13 protein-coding genes, 1 tRNA gene and 1 pseudogene are annotated in these 18,926 nt (G+C 69.2%); 11 read left to right on the plus strand and 4 right to left on the minus strand.

What is annotated here, in order from left to right; translation table 11 throughout:
- Positions 1-57 precede the first annotated feature (57 nt).
- Positions 58-2,796: a DNA polymerase I gene (polA, locus tag STRVI_RS33065; protein ID WP_043236930.1), complete on the minus strand. Its 2,739-nt coding sequence runs from the start codon at positions 2,794-2,796 to the stop codon at positions 58-60.
- Positions 2,797-3,052: 256 nt separating this feature from the next.
- Here polA and STRVI_RS33070 point away from each other — a divergent pair, with 256 nt between their 5' ends.
- The 8 genes from STRVI_RS33070 to STRVI_RS33105 all read left to right on the plus strand — a co-directional run bounded on the left by STRVI_RS33070 (position 3,053) and on the right by STRVI_RS33105 (position 12,681).
- Positions 3,053-5,335, plus strand: a complete 2,283-nt coding sequence (locus STRVI_RS33070) for an FdhF/YdeP family oxidoreductase (RefSeq protein ID WP_014059920.1) — start codon at positions 3,053-3,055, stop codon at positions 5,333-5,335.
- A gap of 62 nt (positions 5,336-5,397) precedes the next feature.
- Positions 5,398-5,913, plus strand: a complete 516-nt coding sequence (locus STRVI_RS33075; protein WP_014059921.1) for a hotdog fold thioesterase — start codon at positions 5,398-5,400, stop codon at positions 5,911-5,913.
- A gap of 183 nt (positions 5,914-6,096) precedes the next feature.
- Positions 6,097-6,552 (plus strand): hypothetical protein, encoded by a 456-nt coding sequence (locus STRVI_RS46680; protein ID WP_014059922.1) that lies wholly within the window; start codon positions 6,097-6,099, stop codon positions 6,550-6,552.
- 466 nt (positions 6,553-7,018) lie between these two features.
- Positions 7,019-8,251, plus strand: a complete 1,233-nt coding sequence (locus STRVI_RS33085; protein WP_014059923.1) for a branched-chain amino acid ABC transporter substrate-binding protein — start codon at positions 7,019-7,021, stop codon at positions 8,249-8,251.
- A 103-nt stretch (positions 8,252-8,354) separates the two neighbouring features.
- Entirely contained in the window at positions 8,355-9,287 is a 933-nt protein-coding gene (locus STRVI_RS33090) for a branched-chain amino acid ABC transporter permease (protein ID WP_014059924.1), read from the plus strand.
- A 12-nt stretch (positions 9,288-9,299) separates the two neighbouring features.
- The gene (locus tag STRVI_RS33095) at positions 9,300-11,054 is read left to right on the plus strand and encodes a branched-chain amino acid ABC transporter permease (protein ID WP_014059925.1); all 1,755 of its coding nucleotides are present in this window, start codon (positions 9,300-9,302) and stop codon (positions 11,052-11,054) included.
- Positions 11,051-11,968 (plus strand): ABC transporter ATP-binding protein, encoded by a 918-nt coding sequence (locus STRVI_RS33100; protein WP_043236932.1) that lies wholly within the window; start codon positions 11,051-11,053, stop codon positions 11,966-11,968. Before STRVI_RS33095 ends, STRVI_RS33100 begins: the two co-directional genes overlap by 4 nt.
- A complete protein-coding gene (locus STRVI_RS33105; protein WP_014059927.1) occupies positions 11,965-12,681 on the plus strand; it encodes an ABC transporter ATP-binding protein in 717 nt (238 codons plus the stop codon). The genes STRVI_RS33100 and STRVI_RS33105 overlap by 4 nt, the downstream gene beginning before the upstream one ends.
- Positions 12,682-12,768: 87 nt before the next feature.
- On the opposite strand, the gene STRVI_RS33110 is transcribed toward STRVI_RS33105, so the two are convergent.
- Positions 12,769-13,401, minus strand: coding sequence for an ANTAR domain-containing response regulator (locus STRVI_RS33110; RefSeq protein ID WP_014059928.1), 633 nt, complete (start codon positions 13,399-13,401; stop codon positions 12,769-12,771).
- Between the two features lie 97 nt (positions 13,402-13,498).
- Between STRVI_RS33110 and STRVI_RS33115 the strand changes: the two genes are divergently transcribed.
- Together STRVI_RS33115 and STRVI_RS55100 are read left to right on the plus strand one after the other, a co-directional pair.
- Positions 13,499-13,573, plus strand: a tRNA-Leu gene (locus STRVI_RS33115).
- A gap of 109 nt (positions 13,574-13,682) precedes the next feature.
- Positions 13,683-14,452, plus strand: a pseudogene (locus STRVI_RS55100) (transcriptional regulator).
- Positions 14,453-14,486: 34 nt separating this feature from the next.
- Here the strand turns inward: STRVI_RS55100 and pyk are convergent.
- Positions 14,487-15,917: a pyruvate kinase gene (pyk, locus tag STRVI_RS33120; RefSeq protein WP_014059929.1), complete on the minus strand. Its 1,431-nt coding sequence runs from the start codon at positions 15,915-15,917 to the stop codon at positions 14,487-14,489.
- 157 nt (positions 15,918-16,074) lie between these two features.
- Entirely contained in the window at positions 16,075-16,863 is a 789-nt protein-coding gene (locus STRVI_RS33125; RefSeq protein WP_014059930.1) for an SIMPL domain-containing protein, read from the minus strand.
- Between the two features lie 225 nt (positions 16,864-17,088).
- Between STRVI_RS33125 and STRVI_RS33130 the strand changes: the two genes are divergently transcribed.
- Positions 17,089-18,897, plus strand: coding sequence for a bifunctional metallophosphatase/5'-nucleotidase (locus tag STRVI_RS33130; protein WP_014059931.1), 1,809 nt, complete (start codon positions 17,089-17,091; stop codon positions 18,895-18,897).
- Positions 18,898-18,926 lie beyond the last annotated feature (29 nt).

Genomic DNA, 18,926 nt, shown 5'->3' on the forward strand with positions numbered 1-18,926 from the left:
CACTACGACAACTTATGGCCCGCAGCTACCGGTGCAAACGCCACATCAGTGGAACCCTCAGTGAGCCGCCGATTCCCAGTCCGACCCGGATCCTACCGATACGTCCAGCGGAGCGCTCAGACCGAAGGCGCCCGTCATCTCCCGGCGGACCAGCTCCTCGACCCGCTCCCGCTCACCGGGCGCGATCTCCAGCACGATTTCGTCGTGGACCTGCAACAGCATCCGCGACGAGAGTTTCTCCCCCGTCAACGCCGCGTCCACCTTGAGCATCGCGATCTTCACGATATCGGCGGCGGTGCCCTGGATCGGGGCGTTGAGCGCCATCCGCTCGGCCATCTCGCGGCGCTGGCGGTTGTCGCTGGTGAGGTCCGGGAGATAGCGGCGACGGCCGAGCATGGTCTCCGTATAGCCGGTGGCGCGCGCCTCCTCGACGACCCGCTGCAGATAGTCGCGCACCCCGCCGAACCGCTCGAAGAAGTTCTCCATCAGCTTGCGGGCCTCATCGGGGGTGATGCCGAGCTGCTGGGAGAGACCGAACGCCGAAAGGCCGTACGCCAGCCCGTAGGACATGGCCTTGATCTTGCGGCGCATCTCCGGGTCGACCGCCGACTTGTCGACGGAGAAGACCTGGGAGGCGACGGTGGTGTGCAGGTCCTCACCGGAGGTGAACGCCTCGATCAGGCCCTCGTCCTCGGAGAGATGGGCCATGACGCGCAGCTCGATCTGGCTGTAGTCGGCGGTCATCAGCGACTCGAAGCCGTCGCCGACGACGAAGCCGCGCCGGATCGCCCGGCCCTCGTCCGTGCGCACCGGGATGTTCTGCAGATTGGGGTCGGTGGAGGAGAGCCGGCCGGTGGCCGCCACGGTCTGGTTGAAGGTGGTGTGGATGCGGCTGCCGGGGGCGATGGTCTTGATCAGGCCCTCGACGGTGGAGCGCAGCCGCGCCTGCTCCCGGTGGCGCAGCATGATCACCGGGAGTTCGTGGTCGGTCTGCCCGGCGAGCCATGCCAGCGCGTCGGCGTCCGTGGTGTACCCGGTCTTGGTCTTCTTGGTCTTGGGCAGGCCCAGCTCGCCGAAGAGCACCTCCTGGAGCTGCTTGGGCGAGCCGAGGTTGAACTCATGGCCCACCGCGGCGTGCGCCTCCTGCACGGCGTGCTGCACGGCGGCCGCGAACTGCTGCTCCATGCGCTCCAGCCAGCCGCGGTCGGCGGCGATGCCCGACCGCTCCATCCGGGCCAGCAGCTCGGAGACGGGCAGCTCCATGTCGTGCAGCAGCCCGGCCGCGCCCACGTCCTTCAGCCGGCCGCCGAACGCCTCGCCCAGGTCCAGGATCGTCCGCGCCTTGATCATCAAGGCGTCCCGCTCGGCCTCGTCATCGGCGCCGAAGGCAAGCTGGCCGCTGTCGGCGGCGACCGCCGGGGACAGCTCACGGCCCAGGTACTCCACCGACAGGGCGTCCAGCTCGAAGGAACGGCGGCCGGGCTTGACCAGATAGGCAGCGAGGGCGGTGTCCATGGTGACGCCCGCGACGGACCAGCCGTGCTCGGCGAAGACCCGCATGATGCCCTTGGCGTTGTGCAGCACCTTGGGGCGGTCCGGGTCCGCGATCCATTCGGCGAACGTCCGCTCGTCGGCCTCGTCCAACTGCGAGGGGTCGAAGAACGCGGCGGGGCCGGAGCCGGTGGCCAGCGCGATCTCGCTGACGCTGCCGCTGCCCAGCGCCCAGGTGTCGACGGTGGCCAGGCCCAGCGGGGCGTCGCGGTGGCTCTCCAGCCAGGGGGCGAGCTCGCCCGCGCCCAGCGCCACTCCGTCGACCGCGATACCCGGCTCCGCGGCCGCGGGCTCGTCCGCCGCCGCGCCCGGGTCGACGGCCATGATCCGGTCGCGGAAGTTCTGGTGGCGGAACTCCAGCGCGTCCAGGATCACCGAGAGCGCCTCCCGGTCGTACGGAGTGCGCCCCAGCCCCTCGGGGCCGGCGGCCAGCTCCACATCCCGCACCAGCTCGGTGAGCTGGCGGTTGAGCTTGACGGACTCCAGGTGGTCGCGGAGCTTCTCGCCGACCTTCCCCTTGACCTCGTCGGCCCGCTCCACCAGCTCCTTGAAGGAGCCGAATTGATTGATCCACTTCGCCGCGGTCTTCTCGCCGACGCCCGGGATGCCGGGGAGGTTGTCCGACGGGTCGCCGCGCAGGGCCGCGAAGTCGGGGTACTGGGACGGGGTGAGGCCGTACTTCTCCTGCACCTTCCCGGGGGTGAACCGGGTCAGCTCGGAGACGCCCTTGGTGGGGTAGAGCACCGTGACATGGTCGGTGACGAGCTGGAACGAATCCCGGTCGCCGGTGACGATCAGCACGTCGAAGCCCTGCTCCTCGGCCTGGGTGGCGAGGGTGGCGATCACGTCGTCGGCCTCGAAGCCGTCCACCGCGAAGCGCGTGATGTTCATGGCGTCGAGCAGCTCGCCGATCAGCTCGACCTGGCCCTTGAACTCGTCCGGGGACGCGGAGCGGTTCGCCTTGTACTCCGTGAACTGCTCGGAGCGCCAGGTCTTGCGCGAGACGTCGAACGCCACGGCGAGGTGCGTGGGCTGCTCATCACGGAGCGTGTTCGCCAGCATCGAGGTGAAGCCGTAGATCGCGTTGGTGGTCTGGCCGGTGGTCGTGTTGAAGTTCTCCGCCGGCAGCGCGAAGAACGCCCGGTATGCCAGGGAATGCCCGTCCAGCAGGAGCAGGCGGGGACGGTCCTCCCCCGTGCGGTCGGGAGCGGGCGCTGCGGTCTTCTTCGATGCTTTCTCTGCCACGCCCCCGATCCTGCCACGGCCCACCGACAATGCCTCCCGCCCCCGGCCACGGACCGGCCCGCACCGGGCCACCGGACCGGACCGCCCCCGGCCACCCGGACCGGACCTGGCACAAGATCGGACCGGGCCGCGTACAAGATCGGGCCATCGCACAGCCGGACCGGGCCGCCGCCCCGGCTGTCATAGGCCCGTGACAGGATTTGACCCACAGGTCCACGCACAGGTCCCGCAACGCTCGAGCCCAAGGGGAGCGACGATGGCAGCCAAGCCGCCCGCAGGCGATCCGATCCAGGACGCGCCCGAGGTCACACCCCCGCAACATGCCGCGGCCGGGCTGCCGGCCGTGGGGCATTCACTGCGCATAGCCCAGCAGCAGATGGGGGTGCGCCGCACCGCGCTCACGCTCCTGCGCGTCAACCAGAAGAAGGGCTTCGACTGCCCCGGCTGCGCCTGGCCCGAGCCCGACAAGCGCCACGCGGCCGAGTTCTGTGAGAACGGGGCGAAGGCCGTCGCCGAGGAGGCCACCCTTCGCCGGGTCACCCCCGACTTCTTCGCCGCCCACCCGGTGGCCGACCTCGCCACCCGCAGCGGCTACTGGCTCGGCCAGCAGGGCCGGCTCACCCAGCCCATGTATCTGGACGAGGGCGCCGAGCGGTACGAGCCGGTGTCCTGGGACCGCGCCTTCGACATCATCGGCGACGAGCTGACCGCGCTCGACTCCCCCGACGAGGCGGTCTTCTACACCTCGGGCCGCACCAGCAACGAGGCGGCCTTCCTCTACCAGCTCTTCGCCCGCGAATTCGGCACCAACAACCTGCCCGACTGCTCCAACATGTGCCATGAGTCCTCCGGCTCGGCGCTCACCGAAACCCTCGGCGTCGGCAAGGGCAGCGTGCTGCTCGAGGACCTCTACCAGGCCGACCTGATCATCGTGGCCGGGCAGAACCCGGGCACCAACCACCCGCGCATGCTCTCCGCCCTGGAGAAGGCGAAGGCCAACGGCGCGAAGATCATCTCCATCAACCCGCTGCCCGAGGCCGGGCTGGAGCGGTTCAAGAACCCGCAGAACGCGCGCGGCCTCTCCGGCGTCGGCACCGCGCTCACCGATCTCTTCCTGCAGATCCGGCTCGGCGGCGACCAGGCCCTCTTCCGCCTCCTCAACAAGCTCATCCTGGAGACCGAGGGAGCCACCGACGAGGAGTTCATCGGCGAGCACACCCACGGCTTCGAGGACTTCGCCAAGGCCGCCCGCGACGCCGACTGGGACGAGACGCTGCGCGCCACCGGCCTCGACCGCGCCGACATCGACAGCGCGCTGCGCATGGTCCTCGACTCCAAGCGCACCATCGTGTGCTGGGCGATGGGCCTGACCCAGCACAAGCACTCGGTGCCCACCATCCGGGAGGTCGTCAACTTCCTCCTGCTGCGCGGCAACGTCGGCCGCCCCGGCGCCGGGGTCTGCCCGGTGCGCGGCCACAGCAATGTGCAGGGCGACCGCACCATGGGCATTTTCGAGCGCCCCGCCCCGGCCTTCCTCGACGCCCTGGAGCGCGAGTTCGGCTTCGCCCCGCCCCGTGAGCACGGCTTCGACGTCGTGCGGGCCATCCGCGCCCTGCGCGACGGCCAGGCGAAGGTCTTCTTCGCCATGGGCGGCAATTTCGTGGCGGCCTCCCCCGACACCGAGGTCACCGAGGGCGCGATGCGCGCCGCGCGGCTGACCGTCCATGTCTCCACCAAGCTCAACCGCTCCCATGTGGTCACCGGGGCGCGGGCGCTGATCCTGCCCACCCTCGGCCGCACCGAGGCCGATCTGCAGGGCGGCGGCCCGCAGTTCGTCACCGTCGAGGACTCCATGGGCATGGTGCACGCCTCCCGTGGGCGCCTGGAGCCCGCGAGTTCCCATCTGCTCTCCGAACCGGCCATCGTCTGCCGGCTGGCCCGCCGGGTGCTCGGCCCCGAAAGCCACACCCCCTGGGAGGAGTTCGAGAAGGACTACGCGCGGATCCGCGACCGCATCGCCGCCGTCATCCCCGGCTTCGAGGACTTCAACACCCGGGTGAGCGACCCCTCCGGTTTCGCCCTGCCGCACGCCCCGCGCGACAGCCGCAGCTTCCCCACCACCACCGGTAAGGCCAACTTCACCGCGGCCCCCGTCGAGTACCCCACGGCGCCCGAGGGCCGGCTGCTGCTGCAGACCCTCCGCTCCCACGACCAGTACAACACCACCATCTACGGCCTGGACGACCGCTACCGCGGCATCAAGAACGGCCGCCGGGTGGTGCTGGTGCACCCCGAGGACGCCCAGGAGCTCGGGCTGGCCGACGGGAGCTACGCCGACCTGGTCAGCGAGTGGACGGACGGCACCGAGCGGCGCGCCACCGGCTTCCGCGTGATCCACTACCCGACCGCGCGCGGCTGCGCCGCCTCGTACTACCCGGAGACCAACGTCCTGGTGCCGCTGGACGCCACCGCCGACACCAGCAACACCCCGGCGAGCAAGTCCGTGGTGGTCCGCCTGGAACAGACACCCCCGGCCTAAGCGTTTGCTCAGTGGCCTGGTAAGAAGGTGGCCACCACAAGCAACCGAACGGAGCCGGTCCGATGGGCGAGCAGACCAGCGTGAAGTTCCCGCAGGAGGTACTCGACGAGTACGCGGCGCTCGGCGTGGATCTTCACGCGCTGTTCTCCGCCGGGCACCTGGGCACCCGCATGGGCGTGCAGATCCTGGAAGCCTCCGCGGACCGCGTCGTGGCCACCATGCCCGTGGAGGGCAACACCCAGCCGTACGGCCTGCTGCACGGCGGGGCCTCCGCCGTGCTGGCCGAAACTCTCGGTTCGGTCGGCTCGATGCTCCACGGCGGCAGCGGGCGGATCGCGGTCGGCGTCGACCTCAACTGCACCCACCACCGCGGAGTGCGCTCCGGCCTGGTCACCGGCGTCGCCACCCCCGTCCACCGGGGCCGCTCCACCGCCACCTACGAGATCGTCATCAGCGATGAGCAGGACCGGCGGGTGTGCACCGCCCGCCTCACCTGCCTGCTGCGCGAGGTCGACGAGGCCGGTCAGGCCAAGACGGTCGCCGAGGTCACCGAGGCCAAGGAGCGCGGCGAAGCGTGACGCCAGGCGAGCCGGACGCCGGGGCAACGCCCGGCGGACCGGACGCCCCCGGGCGGCGTCCGGTGCCCCGCCTCCGGCTCCGGCCGGTCCGGCCCTCGCGGTGACAGCCGGTCCGGCCCTCGCCGTAACGGCCGGCGTCATCGCCGTTGTCCCCCCGCGAGGCCGGGTCTAGCGTGGCCCTCCATGGGGGCAACGACCCGGGCGGGTTCCTGGCCCGCCACCGCCCGTGGCTGCGCTCTCGCACTCGCCGTGACACTGACCGGATGCGGCGGATCCGGTTCCGGCGATTCCGGCGGCTCTCACGGCTCGGGTGCCAGCTCCCCGTCCGCGTCCGCCCCCGGCCCCAACAGCCCCACGTCACAGGCGCCTTCGCCGGTACGGCTGTGCGCCGATCTCATCTCGTACTGGGCCGAACAGGACCTCGCGGGCAGCCGCTGGGCCGGGCTCGACTGGGCGCAGAAGGGGCTCTCCAACCAGCAGTACGAGATCTACGACGACATCGTCCACGCCGCGCGCGCCGAGCGGCGGCGGCATGGCACCCCGGCCGCCAAAGCGCTGATCAAGCGCCTGGCCGAGCGCCGCTGCGCGGCCGCGAACGGCGCCACCCACAGCTCCGGGAACTGGCGCCCACCGACCTGAGCCACACGCGTCCGGCAGCCCCGCCACGGCGCCGGACCGACGCCGACAGTCGTAACACTCCGTAACACCGACGCAATATGAGATCGCATTTTCGCCACCCGCGACGCCCCTGAACTCGATCTTTCTCCGCTCGTCCGCACACGGCCGTTCGCGCATCGTTCGCCAGTCCCCCGCACTCCTTAGCGGAACTGCAGCTTCTCAGGATCCGGACCTAATGGTTGGATCAGATTCGCCCCGTTCGTCCCTTACGTTCCGCTACACGGACATCCCGGGGTGACGCGCGTCATAACAAGACAGTCACATCATCGTCTAGACCTCTGCCCCAGGTCGCGCCACGCGCTTAGAGTCACAGTCAGTCACGGCCCCGTGGGGGTGTACGCCGCACCCGCACGGCCATTCCAGGTTCATCCGGCGAGGACACGGCACCCCATGAACCCGGGGTGCCGGGCCAGCGAAAGGATTCCTCGTGCGACACCGTTCCTTGCTCATCATGACGACCGCGATCACCGCGGGCGCCCTCACGCTCAGCGCCTGCGGGTCGCGGGACAGCAAAAACGACAGTGGCGGCAAGGACAGCAAGACGACCGTGGTCATCGGTGTCGACGCCCCGCTCACCGGCTCGCTGTCCGCTCTCGGCCAGGGCATCAAGAACTCCGTCGACCTCGCGGCGAAGATAGCCAACAAGAATAACGAGGTCGACGGGGTCACCTTCAAGGTCAAGTCCTTCGACGACCAGGCCGTGCCCTCCTCCGGCAAGGCGAACGCGACCTCGATGGTCGACGACGAGGACATCCTCGGCGCGGTCGGGCCGCTCAACTCGGGCGTCGCCCAGTCCATGCAGGGCGTCTTCGACCGGGCCGACCTCGCCCAGGTCTCCCCCGCGAACACCAACCCGGCCCTCAGCCAGGGCGACGACTGGGCCTCGGGCAAGAAGTCGCGTCCCTTCAAGACCTACTTCCGCACCGCGACCACCGACATCATCCAGGGCCGCTTCGCCGCGCAGTACTACTACAAGGACGCCAAGAAGCGGAAGGTGTTCGTCGTCGACGACAAGCAGGCGTACGGCAACGGCCTCGCCACCATCTTCGCCGAGGAGTTCAAGCGCCTCGGCGGCAAGGTCGTCGGCCGGGACCACCTGACCGTCAAGGAGACCGACTTCTCCGGCATCTCCAACAAGGTCAAGTCCACCGGCGCCGACTCCGTCTACTTCGGCGGCCAGTACCCCGAGGGCGGTCTGCTGTCCGACCAGGTCAAGCAGGCCGGCGCGCAGGTCCCGATCATGGGCGGCGACGGCATCTACGACCCCGCCTTCATCAAGGCGTCGGGCACCAACAACGACGGCGACCTCGCCACCTCCGTCGGCTACCCGGTCGAGCAGCTCGACTCCGCCAAGACCTTCGTGAAGAACTACGGGGACCAGCACTACAAGGACCCGTACGCGGCCTACGGCGGCTACTCCTACGACGCCGGCTGGGCCATCGTCCAGGCCGTCAAGGCCGTCGTCGCGGACAACGACGGCAAGCTCCCGGACAACGCCCGCGCCAAGGTCACCGAGGCGCTCGGCAAGGTCTCCTTCGACGGCGTCACCGGCAAGGTCTCCTTCGACCAGTACGGCGACACCACCAACAAGCAGCTGACCGTCTACGAGGTCACCAAGGGCGCCTGGAAGTCCGTGAAGAGCGAGACCTTCAAGGACTGACCCCCGGCAGCGATCCGCACACCCACGAAACGAATCCGCGCGAGGGCGTACACCATCGCCCTCGCGCGGCGTCATATCCGACACGCTCATCGGAGGCCCTGCGGTGCACGAACTGCCGCAAACGCTGGTCAACGGCCTGACCCTTGGCGCCCTCTACGGCTTGATCGCCATCGGGTACACCATGGTCTACGGCATCGTCCAGCTCATCAACTTCGCCCACGGCGAGATCTTCATGATCGGGGGCTTCGGGGCCCTCACCATCTACATCTGGCTGCCCAGCGGCACCGCGCTCTCCCTCGCCCTGCCCCTCATGCTGATCGGCGGCGTCATCGCCTCGGTCGCCATCGCCACCGCGGCGGAACGCTTCGCCTACCGGCCCCTGCGCGGCGGCCCCCGGCTCGCCCCCCTGATCACCGCGATCGGCCTGTCCATCGCGCTGCAGCAGGCCGTCTGGGCCTTCTACCCCGACGCCAAGAAGCCCCGCAGCTTCCCGCAGTTCGAAGGCTCCTCGTTCGAGATCTTCAGCGATCTCCACATCCAGCGCGGCGACGCCTTCCTCCTCATAGCCGCCCCGGTGTGCATGCTCGCCCTCGGGCTGTTCGTCTCCAAGAGCCGCGCCGGCCGCGCCATGCAGGCCACCGCACAGGACCCCGACACCGCCAAGCTCATGGGCATCAACACCGACCGCATCATCGTGATGGCCTTCGCCATCGGCGGTGCGTTCGCCGCCGTCGCCGCCCTCTCCCACGGGCTCAAGTACGGCCAGATCAACTTCGAGATGGGCTTCATCGCCGGCCTCAAGGCGTTCACCGCCGCCGTGCTCGGCGGCATCGGCAACATCTACGGCGCCATGCTCGGCGGCGTCGTCCTCGGCATCGTCGAGGCCCTGGCCATCAAGTACATCCAGGACATCCCCGGGATGGACCAACTCGGCGGCGGCGCCTGGAAGGACGTATGGGCCTTCACCCTGCTCATCGTCGTCCTGCTGGTCAGGCCACAGGGCCTGCTCGGCGAACGCGTCGCGGACCGGGCGTGAGGGAGTGAACCGATGACCACCGACAAGACCCAGCCCACCCCCGTGAACGACGCCGAGCCCCGCGCCACCGCGCCGCGCACCACCCTGCTCCGCGTCCTCACCGCGGCCGGCGGCGCCGCCGCCGTCGTCTCGACCTTCCTCGCCTGGACCTGGACCGCCGAATTCCCCGGCGATCTGACCGTCTACGGCTACCCGGGCGGACTGCAGCTCCTCACCCTCGTCCTCGGCATCGCCACCGCCGTCTTCGCGCTGGCCGCCCTCGACCTGAAGGGCCTGCGCTGGCTCACCCCCAGCGGCTCCACCCAAGCCCTGCGGATGCTGGCCCTCGGCACCTTCGCCATCACCTGGTTCACCGTCATCGCCATCGCCGTGGATCTGGACGGCCTGGTCAACCTCGAACCCGGCGGCTGGATCGCCGCGGTGGTGACCGCCGCCCCCGTGGCCACCACCTTCCTGCTCCCGGACGACACCCGCCCCCTGTGCCGCCCCAAGGAGCTGCCCTCCTGGGCCGACATCCTGATCATCGCGGGCGTCTTCGCCCTCGGCCTCTACGTGGTCAATTACGGCATCCAGACCGACGCCGACCACCCCGAGCCGTTCATCGGCTACCTCATCGCCGTCGCGTTCGCCGCCGTCGCCCTCGTCAAGGCCGGGCTCGTCAACCGGGTCAGCGAGCTCACCAGCGCCTACCGCTCCACCACCCTGGTCGCGGCGCTGATCACCGCGATCGTCTTCCCCTTCTTCCAGGACAAGTCCAGCTTCACCGAACTCGGCGTCAACATCGCGATCTTCGCGACCGTCGCCCTCGGCCTGAACATCGTCGTCGGCCTCGCGGGCCTCCTCGACCTCGGGTACGTCGCCTTCCTCGGCGTCGGCGCCTACACCGCCGCCCTGGTCTCCGGATCCACCGCCTCGACCCTCGACGTCAGGTTCCCCTTCTGGGCCGCCGTGATCGCCGGAGGCGCGGTCTCCCTGATCTTCGGCGTCATCATCGGCGCCCCCACCCTGCGGCTGCGCGGCGACTACCTCGCCATCGTCACCCTCGGCTTCGGAGAGATCTTCCGTCTCGCCATGCTGAACCTCGACGGCACCTCAGGACCCTCCGTCACCAACGGCCCCGACGGCATCCCCAACATCCCGCCGCTGGAAATCTTCGGGTTCAACTTCAACGACGACCACAGCATCGCCGGGCTCAGCCTCGACTCCAACGGCAACTACTACCTGCTGATGCTGCTGGTCACCATCGTCGTCGTGCTGATCTTCAGCCGCGCGGGCAACTCCCGCATCGGCCGCGCCTGGGTCGCCATCCGCGAGGACGAGACCGCCGCCACCGCCATGGGCATCAACGGATTCCGGGTCAAGCTCGTCGCCTTCGCGCTCGGCGCCACCCTCGCCGGAGTCGCCGGCGCCGTATGGGCCCACTTCCAGTCCACCGTCGTCCCCGAGCAGTACGTCTTCGCCGGCCCCGTCCCGCCCAACTCCACCTTCCTGGTCGCCGCCGTCATCCTCGGCGGCATGGGCACCATCGGCGGCCCGCTGCTCGGCGCCACCCTGCTCTACCTGATCCCCAAGAAGCTGGAATTCCTCCAGGACTACCAGCTCCTCGCCTTCGGTATCGCGCTCATCCTGCTGATGCGCTTCCGCCCCGAAGGGATCGTCCCGAACCGGCGGCAGCAGCTCGAATACCACGAGACCGGCCAGCTCGACGTCCCCGGCGCGACCGGACTCAAGGACGGTGCCGTCGGCGTCACCAAGGCGGAGGCATGACACAGATGACCACCACCACGACCTCCCCCGTACTCACCGCCACCGGCGTCACCATGCGCTTCGGCGGGCTCACGGCCGTACAATCCGTCGACCTCGACGTCCACCCCGGCGAGATCGTCGGCCTCATCGGCCCCAACGGCGCGGGCAAGACCACCTTCTTCAACTGCCTCACCGGCCTCTACATCCCCACCGAGGGCAGCGTCGCCTACCGGGGCACCGTCCTGCCGCCCAAGCCCCACCTCGTCACCCAGGCAGGCATCGCCCGCACCTTCCAGAACATCCGGCTCTTCGCCAACATGACGGTCCTCGAGAACGTCCTCGTCGGCCGCCACACCCGCACCAAGGAGGGCCTGTGGTCGGCCCTCCTGCGCGGCCCTGGCTTCAAACGCGCCGAGGCCGCCTCCAAAGCCCGCGCCATGGAACTCCTGGAGTTCACCGGCCTCGCCGACAAGGCCGACCACCTCTCCCGCAACCTCCCCTACGGCGAACAGCGCAAGCTGGAGATCGCCCGCGCCCTCGCCAGCGACCCCGGACTGCTGCTCCTCGACGAGCCCACCGCCGGAATGAACCCCCAGGAGACCCGCGCCACCGAGGAACTGGTCTTCGCCATCCGGGACCTGGGCACCGCCGTACTCGTCATCGAGCACGACATGCGCTTCATCTTCAACCTCTGCGACCGGGTCGCCGTCCTCGTCCAGGGCCAGAAGCTCGTCGAGGGCACCTCGGAGGTCGTCCAGAGCGACGAGCGCGTCATCGCCGCCTACCTCGGCACCCCCTTCGAAGGCGCACCCGGCGCCGAGGAGGCCGCCGAGGTCGAGGCCGCGGAGGCCGGAGCCACCACCGGCGCCACGACCGGCGCCCCGCAGGACGAGACCCAGCGGGGCACCACAGCACGTACGGAGGACGGACAGTGACCGCACTGCTCGAGGTCGAGGACCTGCGCGTCGCCTACGGCAAGATCGAGGCCGTCAAGGGCATCTCGTTCAGCGTCGAGGCCGGCCAGGTCGTCACCCTCATCGGTACCAACGGCGCGGGCAAGACCACCACGCTGCGCACCCTGTCCGGCCTGCTCGAGCCCCTCGGCGGGGAGATCCGCTTCGACGGCCAACCGCTGAAGGGCGTCCCCGCACACAAGATCGTCGCCCTGGGGCTGGCCCACTCGCCCGAGGGACGGCATATCTTCCCGCGGCTGTCGATCGCCGAGAACCTCCAGCTCGGAGCGTTTCTCCGGAAGGACGCGGACGGCATAGCCGCCGACATCCGCCACGCGTACGACCTCTTCCCCATCCTCGGCGAACGCCGCGCCCAGGCGGCCGGCACCCTCTCCGGCGGTGAGCAGCAGATGCTCGCGATGGGGCGGGCCCTGATGTCCCGCCCCAAGCTGCTGATGCTCGACGAGCCCTCGATGGGCCTCTCGCCGATCATGATGCAGAAGATCATGCACACCATCGCCGAGCTCAAGTCCCAGGGCACGACGATCCTGCTGGTCGAACAGAACGCCCAGGCGGCCCTGTCACTGGCCGACCAGGGCCATGTGATGGAGATCGGCAAGATCGTGCTGTCGGGGACGGGGGATGCGCTGCTGCACGACGAGTCGGTGCGCAAGGCATACCTCGGCGAGGACTGAGCACCGAGGACTGCCGAAAAACGGGAAGTGGGCCTGTACCGCCGCACGTCGGCGGTACAGGCCCACTTCCCTTCCGCTCGTCCCCTATTACTCCTTGGCCTTCTTCTCCGCCGCGTCCTCGATAACGGCCTCGGCCACCTGCTGCATCGACAGCCGGCGGTCCATCGAGGTCTTCTGGATCCAGCGGAAGGCGGCAGGCTCGGTCAACCCGTACTGCGTCTGCAGAATGCTCTTGGCCCGGTCGACCAGCTTGCGCGTCTCCAGCCGCTGGGAGAGGTCGGCGACCTCCTGCTCCAGGGTCTTCAGCTCGGTGAAGCGGGAGACGGCCATCTCGATGGCCGGGACCACATCGCTCTTGCTGAACGGCTTCACGAGATACGCCATCGCCCCGGCGTCCCGGGCCCGCTCGACCAGCTCACGCTGGGAGAACGCGGTCAGCATCAGGACGGGGGCGATACGGTCGGCCGCGATCCGCTCGGCGGCGGAGATGCCGTCGAGAACCGGCATCTTGACATCGAGGATGACGAGGTCGGGGCGGTGCTCCTGGGCGAGCGCGACAGCCGTCTCACCATCGCCCGCCTCGCCGACGACGGAGTACCCCTCCTCCTCGAGCATCTCCTTCAGGTCGAGGCGGATGAGCGCCTCGTCCTCGGCGATGACGACGCGGGTTGTCAGCGGTGGGACGTGCGACTGCGCGTCGGGGGCGTCAGCGGTGCTCACTGTGCTCCTCGGTTTCCTGGCAGGTGGGCACCACGAGCCTACCTAGCTGCGGTAAGGTGGACGCGCAGCGGGTCATTGGTGACCTTCGAAACTGCAAGCCCCGGTAGCCCAATTGGCAGCAGGCAATGGATTCAAAACCCATACAGTGTCGGTTCGAGTCCGACCCGGGGCACTTTTCCATCGATTCCAAGGTCACAAGAGAATCGGTCTTCTTCACTCGATGAAGTGAACAATGCTTCGAGCGCTCACACGGTGGCCGCTTAACGGCCAAGCTCGCATTCGTGTACGACCTCGAAACGCGTGAGCGCACACTCGCTCTCGTCTGCCAGGGCCGAAGTCTGAATTCCGTGAGCAAGCAGACCGGGATATCACGGTCCGCCATCCGCGAATGGCAGGTCGGGCCACAACCCGCCCGCACCGTGGCCCACTGCTCAAGATGTGCCCCCGAGCCCCGACCGCCAGAGGACACCTGCGCCTACGCATATCTGCTCGGGCTCTATCTCGGCGACGGCTGCGTCAGCCGTCTGCCGAACGGCTCGTACTTCCTGCGCATCGCATGCGCGGATGCCTGGCCGGGCCTCATCGACGCCTGTGCGGCAGCGATGCGCGCGGTACGCCCATACAACCGGGTCTACCGCGTCCAGCGACAGGGGTGCGTCGCGGTGACCGGCTACAGCAAACACTGGCTCTGCCTGCTTCCCCAGCACGGTCCCGGAAAGAAGCACGACCGCACCATCGCCCTCGATGCCTGGCAGCAGCAGATCGTGGACAGCCACCCTTGGCACTTCATCTGTGGACTGTTCCACTCGGACGGCTGTCGGATCACCAACTGGACCACCAAGATCATCGCGAGCGAACGCAAGCGCTACGAATACCCCCGGTACTTCTTCACCAACAAGTCCGACGACATCCGCAAGCCTGCTCCGACACCCTCACCAAGGTCGGCGTCGAGTGGACCACGCTCGCGCGCGGGAGCGATCCGTTCAACATCTCCGTCGCCCGCCGTGCCTCCGTCGCCCTCATGGACAAGCACGTCGGGCCGAAGTACTGAGCTCAGCACCTCGGCCCCGGGGAGCGAGGGTCGGCTACCGCAGGTCGTCCGTGCCGATGTGGTGGACGCGGACCAGGTTGGTGGAGCCGGAGACGCCGGGCGGGGAGCCGGCGGTGATGATGACGAGGTCGCCCTTGCGGCAGCGGCCGAGGCGCAGCAGTTCCTCGTCCACCTGGGCCACCATCTCGTCCGTGGAGTTGACCATCGGGCCGAGGAAGGTCTCGACGCCCCAGGTCAGATTGAGCTGGGAGCGGGTGCCCGGTTCCGGGGTGAAGGCCAGGAGGGGGATCGGGGAGCGGTAGCGGGAGAGGCGGCGGACGGTGTCGCCGGACTGGGTGAAGGCGACGAGGAACTTCGCGCCGAGGAAGTCGCCCATCTCGGCCGCCGCGCGGGCCACCGCGCCGCCCTGGGTGCGGGGCTTGCTGCGCTCGGTGAGCGGGGGGAGGCCCTTGGCGAGGATGTCCTCCTCGGCGGCCTCGACGATGCGGCCCATCGTCTTGACCGTGACGATCGGGTACTTGCCGACGCTGGTCTCGCCGGAGAGCATCACCGCGTCCGTGCCGTCGATGATCGCGTTGGCGACGTCGGACGCCTCCGCGCGGGTGGGGCGGGAGTTCTCGATCATCGAGTCGAGCATCTGGGTCGCGACGATCACCGGCTTGGCGTTCCGCTTGGCCAGCTTGATCGCGCGCTTCTGGACCATCGGCACCTGCTCGAGCGGCATCTCCACGCCGAGGTCGCCGCGGGCGACCATGATGCCGTCGAAGGCGTCGACAATGCCCTCGAGGTTCTCGACCGCCTGCGGCTTCTCGATCTTGGCGATGACGGGGAGCCGGCGGTCCTCCTCGTCCATCACCCGGTGGACGTCCACGACGTCGTTGCCGTTGCGGACGAAGGAGAGGGCGATGACATCGGCGCCGATGCGCAGTGCCCAGCGCAGGTCCTCGATGTCCTTCTTGGACAGCGCGGGGACGGAGACGGCCACGCCGGGGAGGTTGAGCCCCTTGTGGTCGGAGATCATGCCGCCCTCGATGCAGATGGTGTGCACGCGGGGGCCGTCGATGTCGACGACCTCGAGGGTGACACGGCCGTCGTCGACGAGGATCCGCTCACCCTTGCTGACGTCGCCGGCCAGCCCCTCGTAGGTGGTGCCGCAGCGGAACCGGTCGCCCTCGATGGGTTCGACCGTGATGATGAACTCGTCTCCGCGTTCAAGGAGTACCGGTCCTTCACGGAAGCGGCCGAGCCGAATCTTCGGACCTTGAAGGTCGGCGAGGATGCCGACGCTGCGGCCGGTTTCCAGCGAGGCTTTGCGCACTCGCCGATAACGCTCCTCGTGCTCGGCATAGGTGCCGTGGCTGAGGTTGAAGCGGGCCACATCCATTCCGGCTTCGATGAGTGCCTTGATCTGCTCGTACGAGTCGGTGGCGGGTCCCAAAGTACAGACGATTTTTGCTCGGCGCATGAAGTCGAGCCTATGACTTACCGGCGAGTAGAGAGCCCGGAACTTCACACTCCTCCATGGCCTTTGGATGGCGGGCTATTGACAACTAATGAAACGTGCGGCGGGGTGCTCCGATGAGCGTTTCGGAGGATGGTTTCAAGACTCGGAAGAAGGGCCCTCAGAGCTCGGGAGGGGTGATCGTGAAGCGCGCGTTGACATGCGCATACACCGTCTGGCGCTGCGGTTCGAGGTCGAGCGCGGCGACGGCGTCCCGGTCGGGGGGGCCGCCGAAGGCGGACCGGCCGCGCGTGGCGGCGGCCACGGGCTGGAGCGGGCCCTGCTCCGCCTCGAGGTCGGCGAGCTCGGTGAGCGCGACCAGCCGGGAGCCGAGCGCTCCGGCGTACTCGCGGGCCCGCTGCACCGCCTCCCGCACCGCCTGCTGCCGGGCGCGGCCGTAGGCGGGCGAGTCGGGGCGCAGCCCCCACCAGGGGCCGTCGACGCGGGTGAGGTCGAGGTCGGCGAGGCGGGTGGTGAGCTCGCCGAGGGCGGTGAAGTCGGTGAGGGTCGCGGTGAGCTGCACCCGGCCGTGGTAGGCCCGTACGCGCTCATGGCGGCTCTTGGGGTTGATCTCGGGGGTGACCGAGAAGGCGCCGGTCTCCAGCTTCTCGACCGCTTCGCCGTAGGGCTTCACCAGCGCGAGGACCTGGTTGTTACGGCGGGTGAGGTCGTCGAGCGCGGCGCGCCGGTCGGCGCCGCGGGCGCTGACGGTGATGGTGAGCCGGGCGATCTCGGGGTCGACCTCCAGCGTCGCCTCGCCGCGGACGGCGACGCGCGGGGTGTCGGGGGTGCCGTAGGGCACGGGGGCGGCGGGCGCGGGGGCGGCAGGTGCGGGGGCGGCGGGCGCGGGGGCGGCAGGTGCGGGGGCGGTGGGTTGCGGCGGCTGGCTGGGGTGGGCCGGCTGGTCCATGGCGGCTCCTGGTCGGGTGTGTGCGGGGTGGTGTCCGGAGCGTACGACGCCCGGGGCCTCGGCGGGGTGGGACGACCCGGCCGGGAAATTCTGGTCTGACCGCCCCTCAAGAAGTGCCGGGGGCAACCTGATCGCAATCTGCCGGGGGTGGTGCGGAGTGGTGCGGCTGGGCCAGAATCTACGCGCGTTGTGCTCATTTCGCAGGTATCTCGGAGGAGATCAGCCATGCCGCTCAACCGTCGGAAGTTCCTGGGTCGCACCGCGGCGACCAGTGCGGGGGCCGCCCTCGCCTCGGCCGCGGCCGCCGTCCCGGCCGAGGCGCGGGGGCACGGGCGCCCCCGGCGGCGGTACGCCTTCACCGTGATGGGCACGACCGATCTGCATGGCAACGTCTTCAACTGGGACTACTTCACCGACGCCGAGTTCGACGACACGGCGCACAACGATGTGGGCCTGGCGAAGATCTCCACGCTGATCGACCAGGTCCGCAAGGAGAAGGGGCACCGCAATACGCTGCTGATCGACGCGGGCGACACCATCCAGGGCACCCAGCTCTCGTACTACTACGCCAGGGTGGACCCGATCACCGGGGCGGACGGCCCGGTACATCCCATGGCGCAGGCGATGAACGCGATCGGCTATGACGCGGCGGCACTGGGCAACCATGAGTTCAACTACGGCATCCCGGTGCTGCGGAAGTTCGAGGAGCAGTGCGACTTCCCGCTGCTGGGGGCGAACGCGCTGGACGCGAAGACGCTGCGGCCCGCCTTCGCGCCGTACTGGATGACGCGGCTGCGCACCCCGTGCGGGCGGGATGTGAAGGTGGCGGTGCTGGGGCTGACCAATCCGGGCATCGCGATCTGGGACAAGGTCAATGTGCAGGGGAAGATGACCTTCCCGGGCCTGGAGGAGCAGGCGGCGAAGTGGGTGCCGCGGCTGCGGTCGATGGGCGCGGACGTGGTGATCGTCTCGGCGCATTCCGGGACCAGCGGCACCTCAAGCTACGGCGACCAGGTGCCGTATGTGGAGAACGCGGCGGCGCTGGTGGCCGAGAAGGTGGCGGGGATCGACGCGATCCTGGTGGGCCACGCGCATGTGGAGATCCCGGAGTCTCGGGTGGTCAACAAGGAGACCGGGCGCGAGGTCGTGCTGTCGGAGCCGCTCAAGTGGGGTCAGCGGCTGACCCTCTTCGACTTCGAGCTGGAGTGGGAGCGGGGCCGCTGGCAGGTGGCGTCGGTGTCGGCGAAGGTGCTGAACTCCAACGCGGCCGAGGAGGACCCGCGGATCGTGCGGCTGCTCGGCGATGAGCACAAGAAGGTCGTCGGGTACGTCAACGAGGTCATCGGCACCTCGACGGCGGCGATGGCGGCGGCCGAGGCGCCGTACAAGGACGTGCCGATCCTCGACTTCATCAACCATGTGCAGTCGGAGACGGTGAAGGCGTCGCTGGCCGGGACGGAGTACGCGGCGCTGCCGGTGCTCTCGCAGGCGTCCTGCTTCTCCCGTACGGCGGCGATCCCGGCCGGGGAGGTCACGATCCGGCAGGTGGCGGGGTTGTATCCGTTCGAGAACACGCTGGAGGCGCGGGTGCTGACCGGCGCCCAGCTCAAGGAGTACCTGGAGTTCTCGGCGCGCTACTACGTGCAGACCCCGGCGGGCGGCGACGTGGACCCGTCGAAGCTGACGAACGCCGACAACACGCCCGACTACAACTACGACGCGGTCGGCGGCCTTACGTACGAGATCGACATCGCGAAGGCGCCGGGCTCGCGGATCGCGAAGCTGAGCTTCGACGGCAAGCCGATCGACGAGAAGGCGCAGTTCGTGCTGGCGGTCAACAACTACCGGGCGAGCGGTGGCGGCAATTTCCCGCATGTGGCGTCCGCGAAGCAGGTGTGGGCCAATTCGGAGGAGATCCGGAACACGATCATCGCCTGGGTGCAGGCGGAGAAGACGATCGATGTGTCGCGGTTCGCGTCGGTGGACTGGAAGCTGACCCGGGACGGCGCCCCGGTCTTCCCGGACGCCGGCTGAGAGACCGCCGTCCGAGACATCGCCGTCCG

Origin of the sequence: Streptomyces violaceusniger Tu 4113, from assembly GCF_000147815.2 — a bacterium.
GTDB lineage: Bacteria > Actinomycetota > Actinomycetes > Streptomycetales > Streptomycetaceae > Streptomyces > Streptomyces violaceusniger_A.